At 64.1% G+C, this 23,931-nt stretch carries 18 protein-coding genes; 7 read left to right on the forward strand and 11 right to left on the reverse strand.

Translation table 11 applies throughout. The features are described from left to right. Positions 1–155 precede the first annotated feature (155 nt). On the forward strand, positions 156–1,421 hold the full coding sequence (locus tag ACYVNQ_RS29235; protein WP_460907473.1) for a hypothetical protein: 1,266 nt from the start codon (positions 156–158) through the stop codon (positions 1,419–1,421). 109 nt (positions 1,422–1,530) lie between these two features. On the opposite strand, the gene iolB is transcribed toward ACYVNQ_RS29235, so the two are convergent. From iolB to ACYVNQ_RS29275, 8 genes are all read right to left on the reverse strand, one after another. After that, positions 1,531–2,337, reverse strand: a complete 807-nt coding sequence (gene iolB / locus ACYVNQ_RS29240; RefSeq protein ID WP_460907475.1) for a 5-deoxy-glucuronate isomerase — start codon at positions 2,335–2,337, stop codon at positions 1,531–1,533. After that, entirely contained in the window at positions 2,334–3,248 is a 915-nt protein-coding gene (gene iolE / locus ACYVNQ_RS29245) for a myo-inosose-2 dehydratase (RefSeq protein WP_460907477.1), read from the reverse strand. The genes iolB and iolE overlap by 4 nt, the downstream gene beginning before the upstream one ends. A 10-nt stretch (positions 3,249–3,258) precedes the next feature. Continuing rightward, a complete protein-coding gene (gene iolD / locus ACYVNQ_RS29250) occupies positions 3,259–5,229 on the reverse strand; it encodes a 3D-(3,5/4)-trihydroxycyclohexane-1,2-dione acylhydrolase (decyclizing) (RefSeq protein ID WP_460907479.1) in 1,971 nt (656 codons plus the stop codon). Next, positions 5,226–7,244 carry a bifunctional 5-dehydro-2-deoxygluconokinase/5-dehydro-2-deoxyphosphogluconate aldolase gene (locus ACYVNQ_RS29255; RefSeq protein WP_460907481.1) on the reverse strand — a complete coding sequence of 673 codons (2,019 nt, stop codon included), beginning with the start codon at positions 7,242–7,244 and terminating at the stop codon, positions 5,226–5,228. The genes iolD and ACYVNQ_RS29255 overlap by 4 nt, the downstream gene beginning before the upstream one ends. A gap of 109 nt (positions 7,245–7,353) precedes the next feature. Next, a complete protein-coding gene (locus ACYVNQ_RS29260; RefSeq protein ID WP_460907483.1) occupies positions 7,354–8,157 on the reverse strand; it encodes an ATP-binding cassette domain-containing protein in 804 nt (267 codons plus the stop codon). 16 nt (positions 8,158–8,173) lie between these two features. Next, on the reverse strand, positions 8,174–9,361 hold the full coding sequence (locus ACYVNQ_RS29265; protein WP_460907485.1) for an ABC transporter permease: 1,188 nt from the start codon (positions 9,359–9,361) through the stop codon (positions 8,174–8,176). A gap of 197 nt (positions 9,362–9,558) precedes the next feature. Continuing rightward, positions 9,559–10,605 (reverse strand): sugar ABC transporter substrate-binding protein, encoded by a 1,047-nt coding sequence (locus ACYVNQ_RS29270; RefSeq protein ID WP_460907487.1) that lies wholly within the window; start codon positions 10,603–10,605, stop codon positions 9,559–9,561. Between the two features lie 118 nt (positions 10,606–10,723). Further along, entirely contained in the window at positions 10,724–10,891 is a 168-nt protein-coding gene (locus ACYVNQ_RS29275; protein WP_460907489.1) for a hypothetical protein, read from the reverse strand. Between ACYVNQ_RS29275 and ACYVNQ_RS29280 the strand changes: the two genes are divergently transcribed. From ACYVNQ_RS29280 to ACYVNQ_RS29295, 4 genes are all read left to right on the forward strand, one after another. Then, entirely contained in the window at positions 10,890–11,771 is an 882-nt protein-coding gene (locus ACYVNQ_RS29280) for a MurR/RpiR family transcriptional regulator (protein ID WP_460907490.1), read from the forward strand. The two genes, ACYVNQ_RS29275 and ACYVNQ_RS29280, sit on opposite strands and share 2 nt — an antisense overlap. Then, positions 11,764–12,795, forward strand: coding sequence for an inositol 2-dehydrogenase (gene iolG, locus ACYVNQ_RS29285; RefSeq protein ID WP_460907492.1), 1,032 nt, complete (start codon positions 11,764–11,766; stop codon positions 12,793–12,795). Before ACYVNQ_RS29280 ends, iolG begins: the two co-directional genes overlap by 8 nt. Beyond that, positions 12,795–13,838, forward strand: coding sequence for a Gfo/Idh/MocA family oxidoreductase (locus ACYVNQ_RS29290; protein WP_460907751.1), 1,044 nt, complete (start codon positions 12,795–12,797; stop codon positions 13,836–13,838). Before iolG ends, ACYVNQ_RS29290 begins: the two co-directional genes overlap by 1 nt. A gap of 125 nt (positions 13,839–13,963) precedes the next feature. Further along, entirely contained in the window at positions 13,964–14,197 is a 234-nt protein-coding gene (locus tag ACYVNQ_RS29295) for a sulfurtransferase TusA family protein (RefSeq protein WP_460907494.1), read from the forward strand. A gap of 146 nt (positions 14,198–14,343) precedes the next feature. Here ACYVNQ_RS29295 and galU read toward each other — a convergent pair whose 3' ends face one another. Together galU and ACYVNQ_RS29305 are read right to left on the reverse strand one after the other, a co-directional pair. Then, positions 14,344–15,225 carry a UTP--glucose-1-phosphate uridylyltransferase GalU gene (galU, locus tag ACYVNQ_RS29300; protein WP_460907496.1) on the reverse strand — a complete coding sequence of 294 codons (882 nt, stop codon included), beginning with the start codon at positions 15,223–15,225 and terminating at the stop codon, positions 14,344–14,346. Positions 15,226–15,319: 94 nt separating this feature from the next. Continuing rightward, a complete protein-coding gene (locus tag ACYVNQ_RS29305) occupies positions 15,320–18,187 on the reverse strand; it encodes a valine--tRNA ligase (protein ID WP_460907498.1) in 2,868 nt (955 codons plus the stop codon). A gap of 385 nt (positions 18,188–18,572) precedes the next feature. Between ACYVNQ_RS29305 and ACYVNQ_RS29310 the strand changes: the two genes are divergently transcribed. Together ACYVNQ_RS29310 and ACYVNQ_RS29315 are read left to right on the forward strand one after the other, a co-directional pair. Next, positions 18,573–20,933, forward strand: coding sequence for a UvrD-helicase domain-containing protein (locus ACYVNQ_RS29310; protein ID WP_460907500.1), 2,361 nt, complete (start codon positions 18,573–18,575; stop codon positions 20,931–20,933). A 20-nt stretch (positions 20,934–20,953) separates the two neighbouring features. Then, positions 20,954–21,748 carry a 5'-methylthioadenosine/adenosylhomocysteine nucleosidase gene (locus tag ACYVNQ_RS29315; protein ID WP_460907753.1) on the forward strand — a complete coding sequence of 265 codons (795 nt, stop codon included), beginning with the start codon at positions 20,954–20,956 and terminating at the stop codon, positions 21,746–21,748. Positions 21,749–21,957: 209 nt separating this feature from the next. Here ACYVNQ_RS29315 and ACYVNQ_RS29320 read toward each other — a convergent pair whose 3' ends face one another. Continuing rightward, positions 21,958–23,889 carry a propionate--CoA ligase gene (locus ACYVNQ_RS29320; RefSeq protein ID WP_460907503.1) on the reverse strand — a complete coding sequence of 644 codons (1,932 nt, stop codon included), beginning with the start codon at positions 23,887–23,889 and terminating at the stop codon, positions 21,958–21,960. Positions 23,890–23,931 lie beyond the last annotated feature (42 nt).

The following is a 23,931-nucleotide window of genomic DNA, read 5'->3' on the forward strand; positions in this document are numbered from 1 at the left end:
AAGGCGACATGAATGTCGAGGCGCCGCTCGACGACCCAGCAGCGGCTCTAAAGCAGGAGACGCAGCCGCGCGGAATAAATCGGGATGCGCAACCGTTAGGTAACCGAAGCCGAGCGGCCTGAGCGGTCGCCCCCTGATTTACCCGGAATGACCTGATGGCGACGAAAATATTGCAATGCGGTTACATGTCGGGCGACACCTACACGGCATCGGCCCTGCTCGCGACCGACCGGACGGCCTGCGTGGTGCTGGTCAAGGACACCAAGGGCGCGGGCCCGTACGCCGACAAAAGCGACTTTATCCAGAAGATCTATGCCGAATCGGGCGTGCAGGATCGCGTCCACCTGATCGACATCTCGGCGAAGAACGTGCGCATCAACGACCTCTGGAAAGACGTGCAGGCGAACTTCAAGCTCGGCAAGCCGATCCCCCGCGCGGGCCAATCGGGTGCCAGCGAGCTCGATGGCATCAGGCTGCGGCTATGCCAGACGGCCGAGCCGGTCAACCAGTGGCCGCGCTCGATCACGGCCGTCACCGGCCTGCTGGCGAACCAGTGGTCGCCCGCCACGGCCGAGACGGTGGCGCGCGCCTGGCGCCGCGGCACGCTGCCCACCGACATGAAGACCGCGCTCTATGAGTACATGGCCGGAAAATTCAAGGGCATCAATTTCGAACTGCGCTCGCATATCCTCGTGTGCTGGAGCCGCCAGAGCGGCAAGCGCGGCGGCGCTCACATCGAACTCGATTCGAGCTACGCGGGCATCCGCCAGGTTGCCGAGCACTTCTCGCAATCGCGTGCGACCGTCCTGCTGGCCGGCGACGAACGCGGCGACCACCTCGAACGGATGTCGCGTGATGCCGGGCCGCATGTGATCGACGTGTCGAACATGTGGAAGTCCGACACCTGGGCCGACCATTTCCAGGACACCGGCTTTCTCGCCCAGCTCGCGTTCTTCCGCTATCTCGACGAGGAAGGTAGCCACAAGGTGATCCACTTCGGCATGCGCAGCGGCATGCTCGAAGCCATGGCGCTGATGGGCATGGAGACCTTCTACCTCGAACCGATAAGCTCGGGCTCCGGTGATCGGATGATGGCGTTCCAGAAAAACGGCATCACCTACGAGCGGATCCAGATCAGGCAGGTGCCCACGCTGACGGGCCAGTTGACCGAAAACAATAAGCTCTACACCGAAAGCCGCTTGAACAACTTCACCGACAAGGAGGGCAAGAAACTGGGCATTCCGCAAAACAATCGCAATTGGGCGCTGGCCGCCGCGAAGGCAAGAAACGTGAGCGTGCCCGTGAAGCGCGGCATGTCGGTGGTCGCTATCGCCGAGCAGTTGAGGGCCCGGCGCGGATTCAGCGAAGACGACCTGAACAAGATCACCACCAGGCTCGAACAGGCGATGGCCAACGCGTGACGATCGCGCGCCCTCGTTTCCGTCCTCGCGCTGTTGCGGGCGGCTGCCGTCATCTGCTCGCGAACGCTACGAGCACGACGGGAGCGCGACGCGGCCCGACGCTTGCGCGTTAGCCCTTCGCATCACGCTCCACGATCCACTCGTGCGCCGGATCGTTCTTGAAATGCCACACCCGCTGCGCCCCAGCCATCACGTTCAGGTAGTACGAGTCGTAACCGTACGGCACGATCACCGGATGGTACCCGCGCGGCACCATCACGACATCGTGATCCTCGACTGCAAGCGACTCATCGATATCGCGCTGATCCGTATACACGCGCTGAAACGCAAAACCTTGCGACGGATTGAGCCGATGGTAGTAAGTCTCTTCAAGCGAGCTTTCGTGCGGGACGTTGTTGGTGTCGTGCTTGTGCGGCGGATAGCTCGACGAATGACCGCTCGGCGTGCGCACCTCGACCACCAGCAGCGATTCAGCGGGCTCAGTCTGCGGAAGAATGTCGCACACGTAGCGCGTATTCTGGCTTTTGCCGCGCACCGAACGTTTCATCGTGCCCGGCTCGATCAGCCGCGCGGGTAGCGTGCCTTTTGCCGGCGCGCTGGCCACTCCGATTTCCGCGCGGCGATTGGCGCGCACGGTTATGCGGATGCCCGGCGGCAGATATACCGCATACGGCGCGCTATCTTCGAACACGCTATCGCGCGATCCGAGGCTGCTCCAACGTTGCGTATCGGTTTCGATATCCACCGCACCGGCGAGCACCACGATGCAGACCTCACGCGCCGTCTCGAACACATGCACGACTTCATGCGCATCGAGCCGATACGCAGCGAAGCCGACATATCTCCAGCCCGCCGATTCCGGCGTCACACGCGCGATAGTCTGGCCCTCGCGCTGGGCTTTGACGAGCAGACTCATAGAGCCTCCTGTGCAGCAAGCAGCGGCGCATCGACCAGCGAGCGCAGCGTCTTATAACCTTTCTCCGCGTACGCATACGAAGGCGCGACCGCCGGATCCTGTTCCGCTTCGACCACCAGCCAGCCGCGATAACCATGCTGCTTGAGCCGCGTAATGATCCCCGGAAAATCGATCGCGCCGTCGCCCGGCACGGTGAACGCGCCGTTGATCACCGCGTCGAGAAAGCTCCAGTTGCGGTTGCGCGCGAGCTTCATCACGGCTGGGCGCACGTCCTTGCAATGCACGTGGCACACGCGCGCGATGTGCTTGTCGAGCGTTTCGAGCGCGTTGCCGCCGGCAAACGTGATGTGGCCCGCATCGAACAGCAGGCCAACCGCATCGCTGGTTTGCGCCATCAGGCGGTCGACGTCCGCGGGCGTTTCGACGTACGCGCCCATATGGTGGTGGTACGCGAGCCGCACGCCCTGGCTCAACGTGTACCGCGCAAATTCATCGACACGCTTTGCATACGTCTCCCACTGCGCGTCGCTGAAAAAGCGCGGCCGCTGATACAGCGGTTGCGGCGCGCCCTGAATCGAATCGGCCACTTCGCCGTACACCATTACGTTCGCGCCATTTTTCGCGAGCAGTTCCAGATGCGGTCCAACCGAATCGATTTCCTCGGCGACACTGCGATGCGCGAGCTTTCCCGAATACCAGCCTGACACCAGCGCCAGATCGTATTGCGCCAGCAGTGTCTTCAACGCCTGCGGCTCGCGCGGAAACTTGTTGCCGAGCTCGAAACCCTGATAGCCGATCTGACGGCCTTCGGTCAGTGCCTGGTCCAGCGGGGTTTCGCCGCCCAGCGACGGCAAATCGTCGTTCATCCACGATAGCGGATTGATGCCGATGCGTACTTCGAACGGAGTCATGCGAGCATCCTCATTCGTTGGCTGAAGGTGAAGGGCCGGCGGCGTGATCGCGCGTGGCCAGCTGGGCTTCGTAAGCGGTGCGCGCATCGCGCACGCCGGACCGTTGCGATACCTCGGGCACCGCGACTTCCCACCACCAGCCGCCGTCGTCGGTGGTGCGGGCGGCGTCGGTGTCGATGCTGATCAGGTAGGTGCGGTCCGCGGCGCGGGCACGCTGCAGGGCGGCTTCGAGTTCGCCGATGTGCTTCACATGCTCGGCCTTTGCGCCGAGCGAACGCGCATGCGCGGCGAAATCGACCGCGGGCGCGCCAAGCGGACCTTGCGCGCAATCGTCGAACATATTGTTGAACGGCGCGCCGCCGCACGCTTGCTGCAGCCGGTTGATACAGCCGTAGCCGCGGTTGTCGAGCACCACGATAATCAGCTTCGTGCCGAGCATCACCGACGTCGCGATCTCGCTGTTCAGCATCAGATAGCTGCCGTCGCCGACCATCACGATCACTTCGCGCTCGGGTCGCGCGAGCTTCGCGCCGAGACCGCCCGCGATCTCGTAGCCCATGCACGAATAGCCGTATTCGACGTGATAGGCGCCGGGACGTCCGGCGCGCCACAGCTTGTGCAGTTCGGCGGGCAGCGTGCCGGCCGCGCAGACGACGATATCGTTGAGCGCCGATTGCGGGTTCGAGCGCTGTACTGCGCCGATCACGTCGGCGTCGTAGGGCAGCACGTTGTCGCGTTGCGGCGCGTGCGTGAGACGCGCGACGGTTTCGCGCCATTCGTTTGCGAGCTGGTGCGCGCGCGTTGTCCACGTAGCGTCGGCCCGCCAGTCCTTCAATTGCACGGACAGTGCGGAGAGCGTCCGCGCGGCATCGGCTTGCACGACGAGCCCGCGATGCTTGAGGCCATCGAATGCGTTCGCGTTGATGCCGATCACGTCGGCCTGCGTGAACAGCGTGTTCGAGCCGGTAGTGAAATCCTGCAGACGCGTGCCGACCGCGAGCACGCAATCCGCTTCGTGCGCGAGCGCATTCGCACCGGGCGAACCGGTCACGCCGAGCGCGCCCATGTTCAGCGGATCGTCCCACGCAAGCGCGCCTTTGCCTGCTTGCGTTTCGGCAACCGGGATGCCGTGCGCGGCCGCAAACGCGCACAGTTGGCCCGACGCGCGCCCGTACAGCACGCCGCCACCGGCGACGATCATTGGCCGCTTCGCGTCGCGCAGGCGCGTAAGCGCCGCTGCGAGTTCTTCGTCGACCGGCGCCGGCGCATGGAACGATACGACGCGCGGCTCGAAGAAATCGGCGGGGTAGTCGTAAGCGGCCGCCTGCACATCCTGCGGCAGCGCGAGCGTCACCGGCCCGCACAGCGCCGCATCGGTCAGCACGCGCATCGCGCGCGGCAACGCGCTCAGCAATTGCGCCGGATGCATGATGCGGTCGAAATAGCGCGACACCGGCTTGAACACATCGTTGGCGGAAATGCCGCCGTCGTGGAAATCCTCGACCTGCTGCAACACCGGGTCCGGCGCGCGCGACACGAAGATATCGCCCGGCAGCAGCAGCACCGGCAAGCGGTTCACATGCGCAAGCGCCGCCGCGGTGACGAGGTTGGTCGCGCCCGGTCCGATCGACGTGGTGACCGCCATCATGCGGCGGCGGAAATGCGCTTTCGCAAAGGCGATCGCGCTGTGCGCCATCGCCTGCTCGTTGTGCGCACGTAGCGTCGGCAACTCGTTGCGATGCTGGTACAAGGCTTCGCCGATGCCGGCCACGTTGCCGTGTCCGAAGATCGCAAACACGCCGCCGAACAGCGGCTCGGTGCTCTTGCCGTCTTCGGTAACGACACGCTGCGCAGCGAGGTAACGGACCAGCGCCTGCGCTGCAGTCAAACGCAGCGTGCCGTGCGGCGCGGCAGCTTGCTCTGCGCCCGCAGTGACCGGATCCGCTGCGCTCGTCTCCTGATGGAACACACGTTGGTTCATGCCGCCTGCTCCTGATGAACGTTGCGCGGGTCGTTGCCGCGCGCGGCAGCGCGTGCCGAGCGCCATGCCACGATCAAGGTTTCGAAGGTGCGCCGCACTCGCGCGATCAGTTCTTCATCGCCGATTTCACCGGCAAGCCACGCGTGGCTCGGTTCGTAATGGATCGTGCGGCCCACCGTAAAGCCGCGGCAGCTGGCCGAAGCCGCAGCGGCCGTGAAGCCTTCGATCAGTTGATCGACCGGCGCCGACAGTCCGAGCAGCACCACGCCGCGGCAGTGCGGATCGCGCTCGGCGATCAGCGCATCGACGGCTTGCCATTGCGCGGCATCGAGTGGGGCGAGCTTCCACCATTCCGGATAGATGCCGATGTTGTACAGACGCTTCAGCGCGCGCGGCACCACCTGCGGATCGTTCGGCAGATGCGCATGCTTCGGCGGAATCACTTCGAGCAGCAGTTCGTGGCCGCTTGCCTGCACCGAGTCGTACAGCGCGCGCAGTTGCGCTTCCTGTTCGAGCCGTTGTTCGACTGCCTCATCCGGGTGGTAGTGCACCAGACACTTCACCACGTGCTCGCGCGGCCAGCTCGCGAGCGTAGTGCCGATCGAGCGGCCGTGGTCGAACTCCAGCGGCACCGAGCCGGGCAGCTCGACCGGACGGCCGATCCACCAGCCGCGGCCGGTTGCGGCGTTCAGTGCGTCCTGGCCGTAGCGGTCGTCGATCAACACGCCGATACGCCCTTGCAGGCTGAGTGCAGTTTCGGTTTGCGCGGCCGCTGCGACGAACAGCTTTTTCAACTGGTCGATGCGCGCTTCGCCGGCGCCGGTTTGCTGCGCCAGTTCGAAGAACTGGTTGCGATGGTCGAACGCGAAGCCGAGCACTTCGTCCCATTGCTTGCGCGCGGGCGTCACGCGGTGCAGGCGGGCGAGCTTCGCGTCGCGGTCCGGGCGGCGCATTCTTTGCGGGTCGGCTTTGGCTTCGGCGAGGAAATAGTCGAGCTCGGCCGGCGTCGGCATCGCGGGCGCGCAGCCGTGGCGCGAGACGACCAGCGCGCCGCTTGCATTCGCCGCGCGGGCGCATGCATCGAGCGGCTGATCGCGCAACCATCCGGATAGAAAGCCCGATGCGAACGCGTCGCCCGCGCCGAGCACGTTCAGCACTTCGACTTGCACGCCGCCGTGAATCGGCGCGTCGTCGAGACTCGCGCGCAATGCGCCGTCGATGATCTGGCAGCCAAGCGGCCCGCGTTTGACGACGAGCGTTGCCGGCGTCACGCTGCGCACGGTGGCGAGCGCTTCGAGCAAGTCGGTGCTGCCACCCGCAATGCAGAACTCTTCTTCGGTGCCGATCACCAGATCGAATAGCGACAGCAGGCCTTGCAGATGCGCGCTGACGCTTTCGTTCGCGATGAAACGCGTTTCGCCATCAGCCTTGCCGGTCAAGCCCCACAGCACCGGCCGATAGTCGATGTCGAGCACCGTGCGCACTTCGTTGCGGCGCGCGTATTCCAGCGCGCGGCGGCTGGTGCGGTTCACCTGTTCGGTCGACAGATGCGTGCCGGTTATCAGCAGCGCCTTCGACGATGCGATGAACGCCTCGTCAAAATCCGCTTCGTCGACGGCCATATCCGCGCAGTTCTCGCGGTAGAAGATCAGCGGAAACGTGTCGCGGTCTTTCAGCCCGAGCAGCACGAGCGCAGTAAGCCGCTCGTGATCGACGCGCACGTGGCTGACGTCGCAGCCTTCCTTAGTGAGCGTCTCAGTCAGAAAGCGTCCCATATGGTCGTTGCCGACCCGCGCAAGCATGGCTGCGTCGAGCCCGAGCCGCGCGCAGCCGAACGCGATATTCGCCGAAGACCCGCCGAGATACTTCGCGAAGGTCGACACGTCTTCGAGCCGCGCGCCGACCTGCTGCGCGTACAGATCGACCGCGAGACGGCCGAGGCAGATGATGTCGCGGCTGCGTCCGGCGGCGAAGCGGGTGCCCGCCGGGGCAGTCGAGGTGCTGGTGAGGGCCATAAATTATCCTGAGTGTCGGGACGTCGCCGCAGCGAGCGCAATAGCGATAGCAATAGGGTGCGAGCTTGCAGACATAAGGGCGCGCGTCAGATTCGCCTGGACCTGGGCTTCAGATCGTCGCGCCTTCGAGCTCGCCGATCATCTTCTGCATTTCGGCGCCGCCTGCCATCATGTCGAGCACCTGATCCTTGCTGATCGTCTCCTTCGTATAGGTGCCGAGCGATTTGCCGCGGTTGAGCAGCGTGAACGAATCGCCGATCGGATACGCGTGGTGCACGTTGTGCGTGATGAAAATCACCGAGATGCCTTTCGCGCGCGCCTTGTGAATCAGCTTCAGCACGTTGAAACTCTGCTTGACGCCGAGCGCCGCGGTGGGCTCGTCGAGGATCAGCACGCGCGCGCCGAAGTGGATCGCGCGCGCAATCGCGAGGCACTGCCGTTCGCCGCCGGACATCGTGCCGATCGGCTGATGTGGATCGCGTACGTTGATGCCCATTTCGGCGAGCTTTTCGCGTGAGGTCTGCGCGCAGGTCTCAAGGTCCATTACGTTGAACAAGCCGAAGCGTTTCTTCTGCGGCTCGCGGCCCATGAAGAAATTGCGTGCCACCGACAGCAGCGGCACTAACGCAAGATCCTGATAAACCGTTGCGATGCCTAAGTCGAGCGCATCTTTCGGCGATTCGAAATGCACAGGTTTACCGTCCACCAGATACTGGCCGGAGGAGGGCGCATGCACGCCGGCCAGCGTCTTGATCAGCGTCGACTTGCCGGCGCCGTTGTCGCCGAGCAGGCAGTGCACTTCGCCGCGCTTTAAGCGCAGCGTCACGCCGGATAGCGCAATCACCTTGCCGAAGAACTTGCTGACGTCTTCGAGCGCGAGAATGATGTCGTCCTGGGTAGTGGTATCGGACATGGTCGTCTCCCGGTCGTTACGATTGCGCGACGCGGCGGCGCACGTAGTGGTTGAACAGCACGGCGAGCAGCAGCATCACGCCGAGGAACACGCGGAACCAGTCGGAGCTGACGTCCGTATAGGTAATACCGATCTGCACGACGCCGAAGATCAGCGCGCCGAAACACGCACCGACCACCGAGCCGTAGCCGCCGGTCAGCAGCGTGCCGCCGATCACCGCGGCGATGATCGCTTCGAATTCCTTTTGCAGGCCGCGGTCAGCTGCAGCCGAGCCGATATCGCACACCTGCAGCACCGCGAACAGGCATGCGCAGAACGCGGTCAACACGAACAGCGAGATCTTCACGCGCCGCACCGGCACGCCGACGTTTTTCGCTGCGTTGGCATCGCCGCCCACCGCGAGAATCCAGTTGCCGTAGCGCGTTTTGGCGAGCACGAACGCGCAGATCGCCGCCAGCGCAAACCACCACAGAACCACCTTGGGAATGCCCGGCACGAGCGGCTGGCCGTTATCGAGCAGGGTGCCGATGCCCATATGCGCGAGGGAGGTGAAAAGCCCATGCAGCGCGACGCCATGGAACAGCAGATTCGACACCGGATCGCTCTGCGCAAGATCGCCGACGCCCGAAATGATCGTGCGATCCGCCACCATGATCGACAGCGCCAGCGTCAGCCCACGCAGAATGAACAGGAATGCCAGCGTCACGATGAACGACGGCAAGCGCGTGCGCATCACCAGATAGCCATTCAGCGCACCGAGCGCCATCGAACCGGCGAACGCGAACACAATCGCCGCCCACAGCGGCCAATGGAAATACACCGACGGAATCGCAACCATCATGCCGGCGAAGCCGATCATCGAACCGATCGACAGATCGAACTCGCCGGCGATCATCAGCAGGCACGCGCCGACCGCCAGAATGCCCAGATACGCGGACACCTGCGACCAGTTCATCACGCCGTCGAGATTGAACATGCCCGAATGGCCGGCGGCGAACGCGAACACGATAAACACCAGCACGGTGCCGGAAATCGCCGCAAATTCCGGACGGTTCAGCAGATGGCCGAACCACGATTCGCGGCGCACGCGTTCGTCTGAATGCGCCGCGCCTGGCTGCGCGCCTGGCTGTGAAGCTGCCGCAGCGTCGCCGTCGTTCGACGGCGGTGCTGCATGCGACGGATAGTGTTTGCCGGCTACGCCCATGATGTCTCCTTGATGCCCGGCTGCGCGCGCACCGCGAGGGGGGCGGTGCGCCGCAAGCCGGTTGAATGCGCCGTGGAAAGCACGGTCCGAAAGGCCTCGAAGCCAGCAAGTTGCGCGGCGACAGGCGGAGCGAGGCCCGCCGGTGCCGCGCCTCACAGCGCGTCCGGTACCGCTACGGCTTGCTAACAGAAAGTCGCTTAGCGGTACTGGCCCGCGTACTTGACGACCTTGTCGAGATTGTCCTTCGTGATAAAGCCCGGGCCAGAGCGAATGTCCTTAGGCCCATACGACGGTTCGAGACCGTAGGTTTCGAGGCGTGCCTTGAACTTCGGATTCGCCTGCAGGATCTGGCGGATCTTGGTCGGATCGGTGGTGTGTTCCTTCTTCGCGATCGCGAGCACGGCCACCGGGATATAGCCTTGCAGATACGGCTGCTGGTCGATCGCGAACTTGATCGTGCCGGCCTGGATCGCCTTGGCGATATCGTCGGAGAAGTCGAAGGTAGCGAAGTAAATCTTATTTTCGAGACCCATCTGCTGCACGGCCTTCAACGTTGCCGCAGCCGGCACCGGGCCGAGCGTCAGGATCGCATCGGTTTTCGGATGGTTGCGCAGATAAGCGCTGACTTTCGTCTGGATTTCGGTCGGGTCCTGGCCCGAATCGATGGTCGACGTCTTGTAGTTCGCGCCGATCGCTTCGGCGAAACCGCGGCAACGGTCGAACGACACCGCGTTGGTTGCAATGTGGTTCACGCACAGGAACGACTTCACGCCCGCGGCTTTGGCCTTTTCGCCTGCGGCCTTGCCGGCCACGTATTCAGGCTGCCCGACGTGCATGATCGCGCCCAGTTTCTGGCTCTGCTCTTCCGTGCCGGAGTTGATCGTAACGAGCGGAATCTTCTTCGCGGTGACCTTGCCGATCGAGCTTTTCAGCACGTCGAAATCGGCGATGGTGACGATCACGCCATCGTAGTTGCGTGCAGCCGATTGTTCGACGAGGCGCGACATATCCGCGATATCGCCGTTCGGCGGATTGCGGTAATCGGTTTCGACGTTGAAATCTTCGTCGGCCTGCTTGATGGCGTTCTTGATCGTGTTCCACCACGAATCGGAATCCGGCGCGTGGCTGATCAGTACGAAGTGTGCGTCGGCTGCCTGTGCGGGCGACGCCGCGGCGAACCCCAGCGTCAGCGACAGCGCTGCGACAAGCGCCGATAGCGAACCCTTGCTCTTGCAAAGTTTCATTGTCTCCACCTTTCTCGGTCTGTTCGTTTTTGAGGGGAACGTATGGGGTACACAGCGGGAACACCGCCAGGCACGCACGCAGTTGACCTTCCGCGCACACCATCGCTCACGACCAAGATTAGGCGATCTTCGGAGCGCTTGCAATGAAAATTTCATGACAAATAAAAATGGAAAATTCATTCCATTTGATGGGTGCGCTACCTATAATCGGCAACGTCGGCGCAACGTGCGCAGGCGCCAGCAACGCGGTTTTTGCGCCGCAATACAGCACCGAAGGACGGGCCATGGCCGAGCCAAGCACAGAAGAACTGCCGAGCGTCGAAGAATTGATGCAGCGCATCGCGGACAACTACGAATCGTTGCCGCGTCAGTTGAAGAGCGTGGCCACTTATATTGAGCAGAACCGCGGCAGCGTGATGGTCGATCGCACCAGCGATATTGCCGCGAGCTGCGGCGTGCATCCGTCGGCGGTGGTGCGCTTCGCGCAGCGTTTCGGGTTTTCGGGCTTCTCCGATCTGCAGGCGGTGTTTAGACAGGCTTATACGGGGCAGGGCGGCACCGCGCAGAGCTATCAGCAGCGCATTCGCAAGTTGATCGACGAGAAGCCGGGGCGCCTGTCGGGCGGCACTGTGGCGCGCGAATTCGTGGCCGCGTGCCGCAGCGGCCTCGACGAACTCGAAGGCTCGCTCGACGACGAGCAGTTCGAAGCCGCCGTGAAGATGCTGCAGCAGGCCGACAACATCTATGTGATCGGCGTACGCCGGTCGTTTCCGGTGGCGAGCTACATCGTGTATGCGCTGCAGCACACGCCTAAACGCGTGCATCTGGTGTCGGGCTTCGGCGGCATGTACCGCGAACAGATTCGCAGCGTGAAGAAGGGCGATGTGGTGATCGCAATCAGCTTCGCGCCGTATGGCAAGGAAACGCAGTACTGCTTGCGCGTCGCGCACCATCACCAGGCGAAAACCCTGGTGATCAGCGACAGCCAGCTATCGCCGCTCGCCCGCTATGCGAGCGCGCAGTTGTATGTGAAAGAGGGCAGCGCGTTTGCGTTCCGCTCGCTGACCAGCACGATCTGCCTGTGCCAGGCGCTGTTTATCGCGCTTGCGTACAAGCTGGAATTGAACGTCGAAGAATCGAAGGACCTTGGAGGATACGATGACTAATGCGAGTTCGGCAGGAGACAAGACGATCGATGTAGCCGTGTTCGGCGCGGGGCGCATCGGCAAGATTCATGCGGCAAACCTGGCGCGCCAGCCGGGCGTGCGGCTCAAGTATGTGGTGGATGTGAATCGCGACGCGGCTGCGGCGTTGGCCGCGCAGCACGGCGCGCAGGTCGCGGACGTGGATGGCGCGATCGGCGATGCGTCGATCGGCGCGACGGTGATCTGCTCGAGCACCGATACGCATGCCGATCTGATTCTGAAGTCCGCGGCGCAGAAGAAACACGTGTTCTGCGAGAAGCCGGTCGACCTGACGATCGAACGCGCACGCGCTTGCGCGGATGCGGTTGCGAAGGCGGGTGTGGTTTGCATGATCGGTTTTCAGCGGCGTTTCGATCCGACCTTTTCCGCGGTCAAGGCGCGCATCGATGCGGGCGAAATCGGCACGCCGGAAATGCTGGTCGTGACGAGCCGCGATCCGGGCGCGCCGCCGGTCGAGTACATCAAGCACTCGGGCGGTATCTTCAAGGACATGCTGATCCACGATTTCGATATCTTCCGCTGGATTCTCGACGACGAAGCCGACACGCTGCATGCCACCGGCAGCTGTCTGAGCGACCCGGCGATTGCCGATGCAGGCGATATCGATTCGACCGCGGTGACGATCCGCACGAAGCGTGGGCGGTTGTGCCAGATCAACACGGCGCGTCGCGCTGCGTATGGATACGATCAACGCTTCGAAGTGCTCGGCAGCGAGGGGATGCTGCAAGCGGGCAACGTGCGGCCGACCGAAGTGGTCGCGTATTCGAAGACGGCAGTATCGAGCGATGTGCCGGAAGCATTCTTCCTCGAACGCTATCGCGCGGCCTATGCGCATGAGATTGCGCATTTCTTCGAAGCCGTCACGCAAGGCAAGCCGGTGCGCACCACGGTGGCCGACGGCCTGAAAGCGCTTGAACTGGCCGATGCGGCCACCCGCTCGTGGCGCGAAGGCCGCGCGGTGAAGCTCAGCGAGGGCAACGCGTGATGACGGCCGCCACGACAGTATCCGCCGCACCTTTGCGCATCGGCGTGGTGGGGCTCGGGCGCCTCGGCAAGCGCCATGCGCAGAATCTTGCGTATCGCGTGCCAGGCGCAGTGCTCGCCGCCGTGTGCAGCCCGCTCGACGACGAACTCGCATGGGCGCGCGACGCGTTGCCCGCCGCGCCGCGTGCCTATCGCGACTACGCTTCATTGCTCGACGATCGCGACGTCGACGCAGTGTGGCTCGTCACCCCTTCGTCGTTGCACGCGCAACAGATCGTCGACGCGTTGCGCGCCGGCAAACACGTGTTCTGCGAGAAGCCGCTGTCGCTCGATATCGCCGAATGCGAGCGCGTGATCGCAGAAGCGCAGCGCGCGCCCCAACTGCAGGCGACCATCGGTTTTATGCGCCGCTTCGATCCGAGCTATCGCGACGCGTACGACAAGATTCAGGCAGGCCGCATCGGCCGGCCGTTCATGGTGCGCTCGCAAACCTGCGACCAGAACGATCCGGAAGGCTTCTTCGTGCGCTTTGCGCCGACTTCGGGCGGCATCTTTCTCGACTGCACGGTGCACGACATCGACGTCGCGCGCTGGCTGCTCGGCAAACCGAAGGCGAAGCGCGTGTACGCGGCCGGCACGGTTGCGCTGCATGAAGGCTTGCGCGAATTCGGCGACGTCGATAACGGCGTGGCGATCTGCGAATTCGAAGGCGGACAGCTGGCGATGTTCTACGCGTCGCGCACGATGGCGCACGGCAACGATACCGGCAGCGAGGTGATCGGCACCGCGGGGGCGATGACTGTTGGGCGTAATCCGCGGCTCAATCGCGTCGAGATTCTGGACGCGCATGGCGTGCGCAACGAATGCACGCCGACCTTTTTCGACCGCTTCGAGGATGCGTTTCTTTACGAAGCGCAGGCCTTCGTTGCGGCCATGAAAGGCGGCGAGCAGGGCGGCGCGACACTCGCGGATGCACTGGAAGCGACACGCATCGGCAGTGCGCTGCGGCGCTCGCTGGAGACGGGGCAAGCGGTGACGCTATGACGGGTGTCGGCGTGCGCGCGCGTGGCGCTCGCCGGCACCGCAGCACGCCGAACAGTCGCCTGCGGTAGAATTTGACCCTCTGCACGGCATCTTGCCGTGACGTTTTACCCGGAAGGTCCTCGTCGATGGAAACCCAGATTCACAAGGAAGTCGATGCGCGCGGGCTAAATTGCCCGCTGCCGATCCTGCGTGCCAAGAAAGCGCTCGCCGATATGGAGAGCGGCCAGATCCTGAAGGTGCTCGCCACCGACCCCGGCTCGCAGCGCGATTTCGCGGCGTTCGCGAAGCAGACCGGCAACGGTATCGTCGAAGCGACGACGCAGGACAAGACCTTTGTTTTTCTGATCCGGCGTCGCTGACGCAAGCTGTTGACGCTGCGGCGCTGATCGCGGCCTGGGCGGCGCTGCGGTAACCGCAACCTACGCTGCAACAAAAAGGCGTTGTGCCTGCACGAGCAGACACAACGCCTTTATTCCTTACCGCCTCGCTTGTCGCTTCGTGGCGATCAGCCTCCGAGAACCGGCGAACGCGTGCGCAGATACGCTTCGAAGTCCTGCGCCACTTCCGGATGGCGCAGTGCGAACTCAACCGTCGCCTTCAGATACCCGAGCTTGCTGCCGCAATCGAAGCGCGTGCCGTGATACTTGTACGCGAGCACCTGCTCGTCGTTCAGCAGCGATTGAATCGCGTCAGTGAGTTGTAGCTCACCGCCCGCGCCCGGCTTGATCGAGCGGATGTGTTCAAAGATCCGCGGCTTCAGCACATAGCGCCCGACCACGCCAAGATTCGACGGTGCATCGGCCGGCTCCGGCTTTTCGACGATGCCCGACATCTTGATGATCGCGTCTTCCCACTCCTTGCCGTCGACGATACCGTACGACCTGGTCTCGTCGCGCGGGATCTCTTCGACGCCGATCACCGAGCTGTGATAGTGGTCGAACACCTCGATCATCTGTTGCATGACCGGCGGCGTGCCGTACAGCAAGTCGTCGGCGAGAATCACGGCGAACGGGTTGTCGCCCACCAGCTTCTCGGCGCACAGCACCGCGTGACCCAAGCCAAGCGCCTCCGGCTGGCGCACGTAGAAGCAGTCGACATGGCTCGGCTTGATGCTGCGCACCAGCTCGAGCAGCTTGTCCTTGCCGCGTGCCTGCAGTTCGGCTTCGATCTCATACGACTTGTCGAAGTGATCTTCGATCGCGCGCTTGCTGCGGCCCGTGACGAAGATCATTTCGGTGATGCCGGCCGCCATCGCCTCTTCGACCGCGTATTGAATCAGCGGCTTGTCGACGATCGGCAGCATTTCTTTGGGACTGGCTTTGGTCGCAGGGAGGAACCGGGTGCCAAGACCTGCTACCGGAAAGACAGCTTTTGTAACTTTTAGCATGCGATTACCCCTGGATCCTCTGGTTGGTTAGCCGTGCCGCGAAGTTGCATCACGTTGCGCGAAACAACGCGTGCAGCGCGCGGCGCGGCATCTATCAGGCTGGCAGGCGCGTGAGCTGCGCCGTCAGCTTGTCGATAGCGGTGCGGTATTCTGCCAGCCTTTTCTGCTCCTGCTCAACCACGGCGGCAGGCGCCTTTGCAACAAAGCTCTCGTTCTGCAGCTTGGCGTTACATTTCGTCACTTCCGCGGCCAGTCTTGCAATCTCTTTTGACAGGCGCTCACGCTCGGCAGCGATATCGATTTCCACCTTCAGCACGAGCTTGTCGTTTCCAACGATAGCAATCGGCGCGCCATGGGCTTCAGCGTCGAGTGCGGCTTCGTCGGCCAGCACGCGCACTTCCGACAGACGCGCCAGCGCCTGGGCGTAAGGCGCGAACGTATGCAGCCGTTCTGCGTTACCGGCCGCGAGCAGCGGCACCTTGGTGGCCGGCGACAGGTTCATCTCGCCGCGCAGGTTGCGGCACGCGTCGATCACCGCTTTCAGATCGGCTGCCCATTGCTCCGCGGCCTCGTCGATCTTTTTCGGCTCCGCAACGGGGTAGCGCTGCACCATGATCGACGCTTCGCCGGGCGCTGCGCCCTGCGGGTAAGCATCGGTCAACGGCGCTACTTTCTGCCACAGCGCTTCGGTGATGAACGGAATCACCGGATGCGCGAGGCGCAGCACCGTTTCGAGCACGCGCAGCAGCGTGCGGCGCGTGGCGCGCTGCTGTTCGGGCGTGCCGGTCTGGATCTGCACCTTCGCCAGCTCGACGTACCAGTCACAGTATTCATCCCACACGAACTTATATAGGGCGTTTGCCACATTGTCGAAACGATAGTCGGCAAACGCCTTGGCCACTTCCGCTTCGACCCGCTGCAGCAGCGACACGATCCAGCGGTCGGCCTGCGAGTAATCCGTATAGCCGCCCGGGCCGCAGTCGCCCGGCTGGCAATCGCCCGGTTTGCTGAAGCCGCAGTCGTGGCCTTCGCAGTTCATCAGCACGAAGCGGGTGGCGTTCCACAGCTTGTTGCAGAAGTTGCGGTAGCCCTCGCAGCGCGCGAGATCGAAGTTGATGTTGCGGCCGAGCGTGGCCATCGAAGCCATCGTGAAGCGCAGCGCGTCGGTGCCGAACGCGGGGATGCCGTCCGGGTATTCCTTGCGGGTTTTCTTCTCGATGGTGGCGGCGCTCTTCGGGTTCATCAGGCCGGTGGTGCGCTTTTTCACCAACGTTTCCAGTTCGATGCCGTCGACGATATCGAGCGGGTCGAGCGTATTGCCCTTGCTCTTCGACATCTTCTGGCCTTCGTGGTCGCGCACGAGGCCGTGCACGTAGACCGTGTCGAACGGCACGCGGCCGGTGAAGTGGGTGGTCATCATGACCATCCGCGCGACCCAGAAGAAGATGATGTCGAAGCCCGTGACCAGCACCGACGACGGCAGGAACGCCTGCAGTTCCGGCGTTTCGTTCGGCCAGCCGAGCGACGAGAATGGCACCAGCGCCGACGAGAACCACGTGTCGAGCACGTCGTTGTCGCGCTTCAGCGCGCCGCTGTAGCCTTGCGCATCGGCCTTCGCGCGCGCTTCGGTTTCGCTCTTCGCGACGAAGATCTCGCCGTTCTCGCCGTACCACGCGGGGATCTGGTGGCCCCACCACAGTTGCCGCGAGATGCACCAGTCCTGGATGTTCTCGAGCCACTGGTAGTAGGTGCTGGTCCAGTTTTCCGGCACGAACTTGATCTCGCCGTTGCGCACCACGTCGAGCGCGGTTTCGGCGATCGATTTGCCGGGGTTGTACGTACCTTCGGGCGCTGGCTTGCTCATCGCGACGAACCACTGGTCGGTCAGCATCGGCTCGATCACGACGTTGGTGCGGTCGCCGCGCGGCACCATCAGCTTGTGCGGCTTCACCGATTCGAGTGCGCCCAGCTTGTCGAGGTCTTCGACCACGCGCTTGCGCGCGTCGAAGCGGTCGAGGCCCTGATACTGCGCGGGCGCATTGCCGTTGATCTTCGCGTCGAGCGTCAGGATTTCGATTTGCGGCAGCTGATGGCGCAGGCCAACCTGATAGTCGTTGAAGTCGTGCGCCGGCGTGACCTTCACGACGCCGGTGCCAAATTCACGGTCTACGTAATCGTCGGCGATGATCGGGATCTCGCGGTCGCACAGCGGCAGCCTGACGGTCTTACCGATCAGGTGCGCGTAACGCTCGTCTTCCGGATGCACCATCACCGCGACGTCGCCCAACATCGTCTCGGGGCGCGTGGTGGCCACCGTCAGATGGCCGGAGCCGTCGGTGAGCGGGTACTGGATGTGCCACAGGTGGCCGTTTTCTTCCTCGCTGACCACTTCGAGATCGGACACCGCGGTGAGCAGCACCGGGTCCCAGTTCACGAGGCGCTTGCCGCGATAGATCAGCCCCTGCTCGAAAAGACGCACGAACACGTCGACCACGGCGGCTGACATCTTGTCGTCCATCGTGAAGTATTCGCGCGACCAGTCGATCGATGCGCCGAGGCGCCGCACCTGGTTGGTAATCGTCGAGCCGGATTCCTGCTTCCATTCCCACACGCGTTCGACGAATTTCTCGCGGCCGAGGTCGTGGCGCGACACTTTCTGCGCGTCGAGCTGCCGTTCGACCACGATCTGCGTGGCGATGCCCGCGTGGTCGGTGCCCGGCACCCACAACGTGTTGTCGCCGAGCATCCGGTGGTAACGCGTCAGGCCGTCCATGATGGTCTGGTTGAACGCGTGGCCCATATGCAGCGTGCCGGTGACGTTCGGCGGCGGCAACTGGATCGAGAAATTCGGGCGGCCCGGCTGCATCGCGGGCGCGGCATAGCCGCGTTGGGCCCATTTGGGACCCCATTCGGCCTCGATATTGTGGGGCTCGAAGCTCTTGGCCAGCGTGCTGTCGCTCATTGTGAAAGTCTGCCGAAAAATGCGTGGAAAGATGCCGGAAACCTTCAAGTATAAAGGCTTGCGTGCGGTCCGGGCCGCGCTTTGGGGACCTTTGGGGGTCGTTTCGACGCCGCTCGGGCCGGTTTGGTGCCACTTCGCCGCTGCTGAAAGTGCGCGCAATGACCAGACGTTCGGCGACTTATAATGGCGGACGGCTTGCAGCAAACGCTTCAAATCCCGCCGCATTTGCCGGCAGCGCCGGCCAGTCTTGTCGCGGTGGCGGCTCGCCGCCTTGCGGGCGCTGCGACACCGCGCCCTCCGTTGCATTCCGTGGTCTTCGGCCGTGTTCCGGCGCCGCTCGCGCGGCGACGTCGCGCGCCGCTTAACAGCTGTCTACCCACACGTCATGCCCGATCTGCTCGCGAACCTGAACCCCGAACAACTCGCCGCCGTCACACTGCCGAACGAGCCCGCGCTCATCCTGGCGGGCGCCGGCAGCGGCAAGACGCGCGTGCTGATCACGCGCATCGCCTGGCTGATCCAGCACGGTTACGCGTCGCCGCCCACCGTGCTGGCGGTAACCTTCACCAACAAGGCCGCGCGCGAAATGACGGCGCGCCTCACCGCGCTGTTGCCGATCGATACGCGCGGCATGTGGATCGGCACCTTTCACGGGCTGTGCAACCGGATGCTGCGCGCGCATTTTCGCGACGCGGGCCTGCCGCAGACATTCCAGATTCTCGATACCGCCGACCAGCTGTCGGCCATCAAGCGGCTGATGAAGGGCCTCAACGTCGACGACGAAAAGTACCCGGCGAAGAACCTGCAGTACTTCATCAACAACGCGAAAGAGCAGGGGCTGCGGCCGAAGGACGTCGACGCGACCGACAACTTCAACCTCAAGTTCGTCGAGCTATACGAAGCTTACGAACAGCAATGCCAGCGCGAAGGCGTGGTGGACTTCCCGGAACTGCTGCTGCGCTGCTATGAGCTGCTCGCGCACAATCCGCCGCTGCGCGCGCATTACCAGGCGCGCTTCCGGCAGATTCTGGTCGACGAGTTCCAGGACACCAACAAGCTGCAGTACGCGTGGCTCAAGCTGCTGGCGGGCGAACACAACGCGATCTTCGCGGTCGGCGACGACGACCAGTCGATCTACGCGTTCCGCGGCGCGAACGTCGGCAACATGCGCGACTTCGAGCACGAGTTCAACGTGCGTAACCTGATCAAGCTCGAGCAGAACTACCGCTCGCACGGCTACATTCTCGACGCCGCCAACCAGCTGATCGCGAACAACTCGCGGCGCCTCGGCAAGAACCTGCGCACCGACGCGGGGCACGGCGAGCCGGTGCGCGTCTATGAGGCGACCACCGATACGCAGGAAGCGAGCTGGATCGTCGAAGAAGTGCGCGCGCTGATCAATTCGGGGCTGTCGCGCAGCGAGATCGCGGTGCTTTACCGCAGCAACGCGCAGTCGCGCTCGATCGAGCACACGCTGGTCAATGTCGGCATTCCGTACCGCGTGTACGGGGGCTTGCGCTTCTTCGAGCGTCAGGAAGTGAAGCATGCGCTGGCGTATCTGCGCCTGATCGACAATCCGAACGACGACACCGCGTTCGCGCGCGTGGTCAACTTTCCGACGCGCGGCATCGGTGCGCGTTCGCTGGAGCAGCTTGCCGACGCGGCGCGTCAATACAACTGCTCGCTTGCCGCGGCCGTACCGTATGTGGCCGGCAAGGCAGGCTCGAGCCTCGCGACATTCGCCACGCTGATCGGCCGGCTGCGCGCCGAAACGCAGCAGATGAGCTTGCCGGAAACGGTCGAGCACGTCGTGCGCGGCAGCGGCCTCAACGACTTCTATCAGAACGAGCGCGAGGGCCAGGATCGGCTCGAGAACTTGCAGGAACTGGTGAACGCGGCGTCGGCGTTCGTCAGCGAAGAGGGTTACGGGTTCGACACGCCGGCGCGCTCGATTCCGCTGCGGCCGGGCGCGACCAACGCGCCGGAGCTCGTCGCGGTGACTGACGACCCGGGCAACGTCGTGTTCGATGCGCCCAATCTCGACGACCCGGCGCAAAACCCCGACACGATGACGCCGCTCGCCGGCTTCCTGTCGCACGCGTCGCTCGAAGCGGGCGACAACCAGGCGCAGGCCGGCCAGGAAGCCGTGCAACTGATGACGGTGCACTCGGCGAAAGGTCTGGAATTCACCGCGGTGTTCATCACCGGGCTCGAGGAAGGCCTGTTCCCGCACGAGAACAGCGCGATGGAAACGGACGGCCTCGAGGAAGAGCGCCGCCTGATGTACGTCGCGATCACGCGCGCGAAGGAGCGGCTCTATCTGAGCTTCGCGCAAAGCCGCATGCTGCACGGGCAAACCCGCTACAACATACGTTCGCGGTTCTTCGATGAACTGCCGCAGGAGACGCTGAAGTGGCTGACGCCAAAGGTCGAGCCCGGCGCGCGCTGGGGCGGCCGTTCGGATAACGCGGGCTGGGGCCGCGACTGGTTCGGGCGCGGCGGACGCGAGTCGTCGCCTTATGAAAGCAGCACGCCATCGGCGCCGGTGCCTGCGTTCGCTAACGAGCAGCGGGCCGCGCAAACCGGTTTCCGGATCGGTCAGCAGGTGTTCCATACGAAGTTCGGCGAAGGCACGATCATCGCGCTCGAAGGCGGCGGTACGGACGGTAAGGCACAGGTGAAATTCAAGCGGCACGGCGAGAAGTGGCTGGCACTCGCGGTCGCGAAACTGCAGGCGGTGGAATGAACGAAGGAAAGGCGACGGCAATGACGCAGGCGAAGGTTGGGGATAACAACGAAGCGGCCGTGCGCCGGCCGCTGGGTGTGATGGCGGCGCTGCCCGAAGAACTCGGCGACCTGGTTGCCGCGATGCGTGCCGAGGGCGGCGTGCACACGGTGACGCACGGTCAGCGCGATTATCACGTGGGTACCGTGTATGGCGCGCCGTGCGTCGTGACGCTCGCGCGGATCGGCAAGGTGGCCGCCGCCGCGACGGTCAGTGCGCTGATTCATGCGTTCAATGTCGAGGCGGTGGTGTTCACGGGTGTGGCCGGTGGTGTGGGGCGCGATGTGCGGATCGGTGACATCGTCGTGGGCGAGAGCCTGATGCAGCACGATCTCGATGCGTCGCCGCTGTTTCCGCGCTTTGAAGTGCCGCTGCTTGGCGTCGCGCGCTTTGCCGCCGATGCTGCGCTCGCCGCGCAACTCGCCGCCGCATGCGAACGTTTCCTCGATGAAGAAGGCAGTGCGCTGGCCACGCGCTTTGCCACGCAGCAGCCGCGCGTGCACCGCGGGCTGGTGATCAGCGGCGATCAGTTCATCGCGAGCGCGGCGGCGGTCGAAGCGCTGCGCGCGGTGCTGCCGGATGCGCTGGCCGTCGAAATGGAAGGCGCGGCGATCGCGCAGGTGTGTCATGAGTACGGCGTGCCGTGTGCGATCGTGCGGACCGTGTCCGATACCGCGGATGCGCATGCGCCGGCGTCGTTCGCGACGTTTCTGGTCGAGATCGCGGGGACGTATTCGAGTGGGATTTTGCGGCGGTTTTTGCAGGCGCGGCAGTGATCGGGCGTCTCGCGGGAGGCTGGCAGGCCGTGTTTGCGGACGCCGCGTGTGCGGACGCCGCGTGTGCGGACGCCGCGTTTGCGGAGCCGGGCCACGCCTCACGTCGCGGCGCAACCTTGAGTTTTTGCGGGCGCTCGCACAGGCGTTGAATGTCCCGGAAATTGTGCAATAACCCGTTGCACAATTTCCGTCGCTTAGGCGGCCTGCCTCTATCGCTGTGGCACCGGCACGGGCACCGGCACCGGCACCTGCGCGTCCAGCGCATCCCGAATCTGCTGCAGCGCCGACGGATCTTCGATCGTCGGCAGATCGCCCGGGTCGCGTCCTTCCGCCAGCGCAGCGATCGCCCGGCGCAGCAGCTTGCCGGAGCGCGTCTTCGGCAGCATCGCCACCACATGCACGCGAGACGGCCGCGCAATCGCGCCCAACTGCCGGTCCACCGTTGCCGCGAGTTCCGCTTCGAGCGCCGCACGCGCGTCGTCCGCTTCATAGCGCGCCGCATCGCGCAGCACCGTGAATGCCAGCGCCACCTGGCCTTTCACCGGGTCGGTTACGCCGACCACGGCCACCTCTGCCACCGCCTTGTGGCTCAACAGCGCCTCTTCAATCTCACGCGTGCCGAGCCGGTGGCCGGCGACGTTGATCACATCGTCGGTGCGGCCGAGGATCGTCACGTAGCCGTCGTCGTCCTGAATGCCCCAATCGAAGGTCGAGTACACCGGCTGGTCCGGCGCACCCGACCAGTACGTGCTGACAAAGCGCGCATCGTCGCCCCACACCGTCGACATGCAACCAGGCGGCAGCGGATAACCCAGCGTGACCACGCCTTTCTCGCCGGGCGCGCACGCGTCGCCGGTCATCTCGTTGCGTAAGGTCAGTTTGTAGCCGTACACCGGTAAGCCGGGCGAGCCGAGCTTCTGCGGCAGCGCTTCGACGCCGCGCTGGATTGCGAGGATCGGCCAGCCCGTTTCGGTCTGCCAGAAGTTGTCGACCACCGGCTTGCCGAGTGCTTCGGCAATCCATGCGGCGGTCGGCTCATCGAGCGGTTCGCCTGCGAGAAACAGCGTGCGCAGGCTCGACAGATCGGCTTGCTTCAGCAACGCCGGGTCCTGTTTCTTCAGCACGCGCAGTGCGGTCGGCGCGGTGAACATCAGGTTGATGCCGTATTTCTGCACCAGGCGCCACCAGATGCCGCCGTCGGGCCGGATCGGCGTGCCCTCGTACATCACCGTCGTGAGCCCCGCGAGCAACGGCGCGTAGACGATATAGCTGTGGCCCACCACCCAGCCGACATCCGAAGCGGTGAACATCGTGTCGCCCGGCTGCCCCTGGAAGATGTATTCCATCGATGCCGCCAGCGCCACCGCATAACCGCCGACATCACGCTGCACGCCCTTCGGCCGCCCGGTCGTGCCGGACGTGTACAGCACATACGACGGTTCATTCGACTCGAGCCATTCGCATTGGACGTGCGCGTGGAAGAACTGCTCGCGCAGCGGCTCGTAGTCGACCAGATATGACGCGACCAGCTTTTCCGGCGTCAGTTGCCGGTCGATCAGCAACACGCGCGTCGTCTTGTGCGCGGCGCGCGACAGCGCCTCGTCGATCAGCGGCGCGTAGTCGATCACTTTGCCGGCCCGCGCGCCCGCGTCGGCGGTGACGATCAGCACGGGTTGCGCGTCGTCGATGCGTGCCGCGAGGTTCGGCGCGGCGAAGCCGCCGAACACCACCGAATGAACCGCGCCGAGCCGCGCGCAGGCGAGCATTGCGAACACCGCCTCGGGAATCATCGGCAGATAGATCAGCACGCGCTCGCCGCGCTTCACGCCCAGCGCGCGCATCACCGCGGCCATCCGGTTCACTTCGGCGTACAGCTCGGCGTAGGTGTACTTGCGCTCAATGCCGGTTTCGGTCGATACGTAGATCAGCGCGTTCTGCTGCGAGCGCTGCGCAAGGTGGCGATCGACCGCGTTATGGCACAGGTTGGTGCGGCCGCCGACAAACCAGCGCGCAAACGGCGGATTCGAGCGGTCGAGCACCGTGTGAAACGGCGTCTCCCAATGAATGCGCGTGGCTTCGTTGCGCCAGAATGCTTCGGGCTCGTCGATCGAGTGACGGTGGAATTCGTGATAGCGGGTCATCGGCGGCGATCCTTCGGTCAGCGTGGGACGAGAGGCTCGAAC

This window comes from Paraburkholderia jirisanensis (assembly GCF_054782355.1).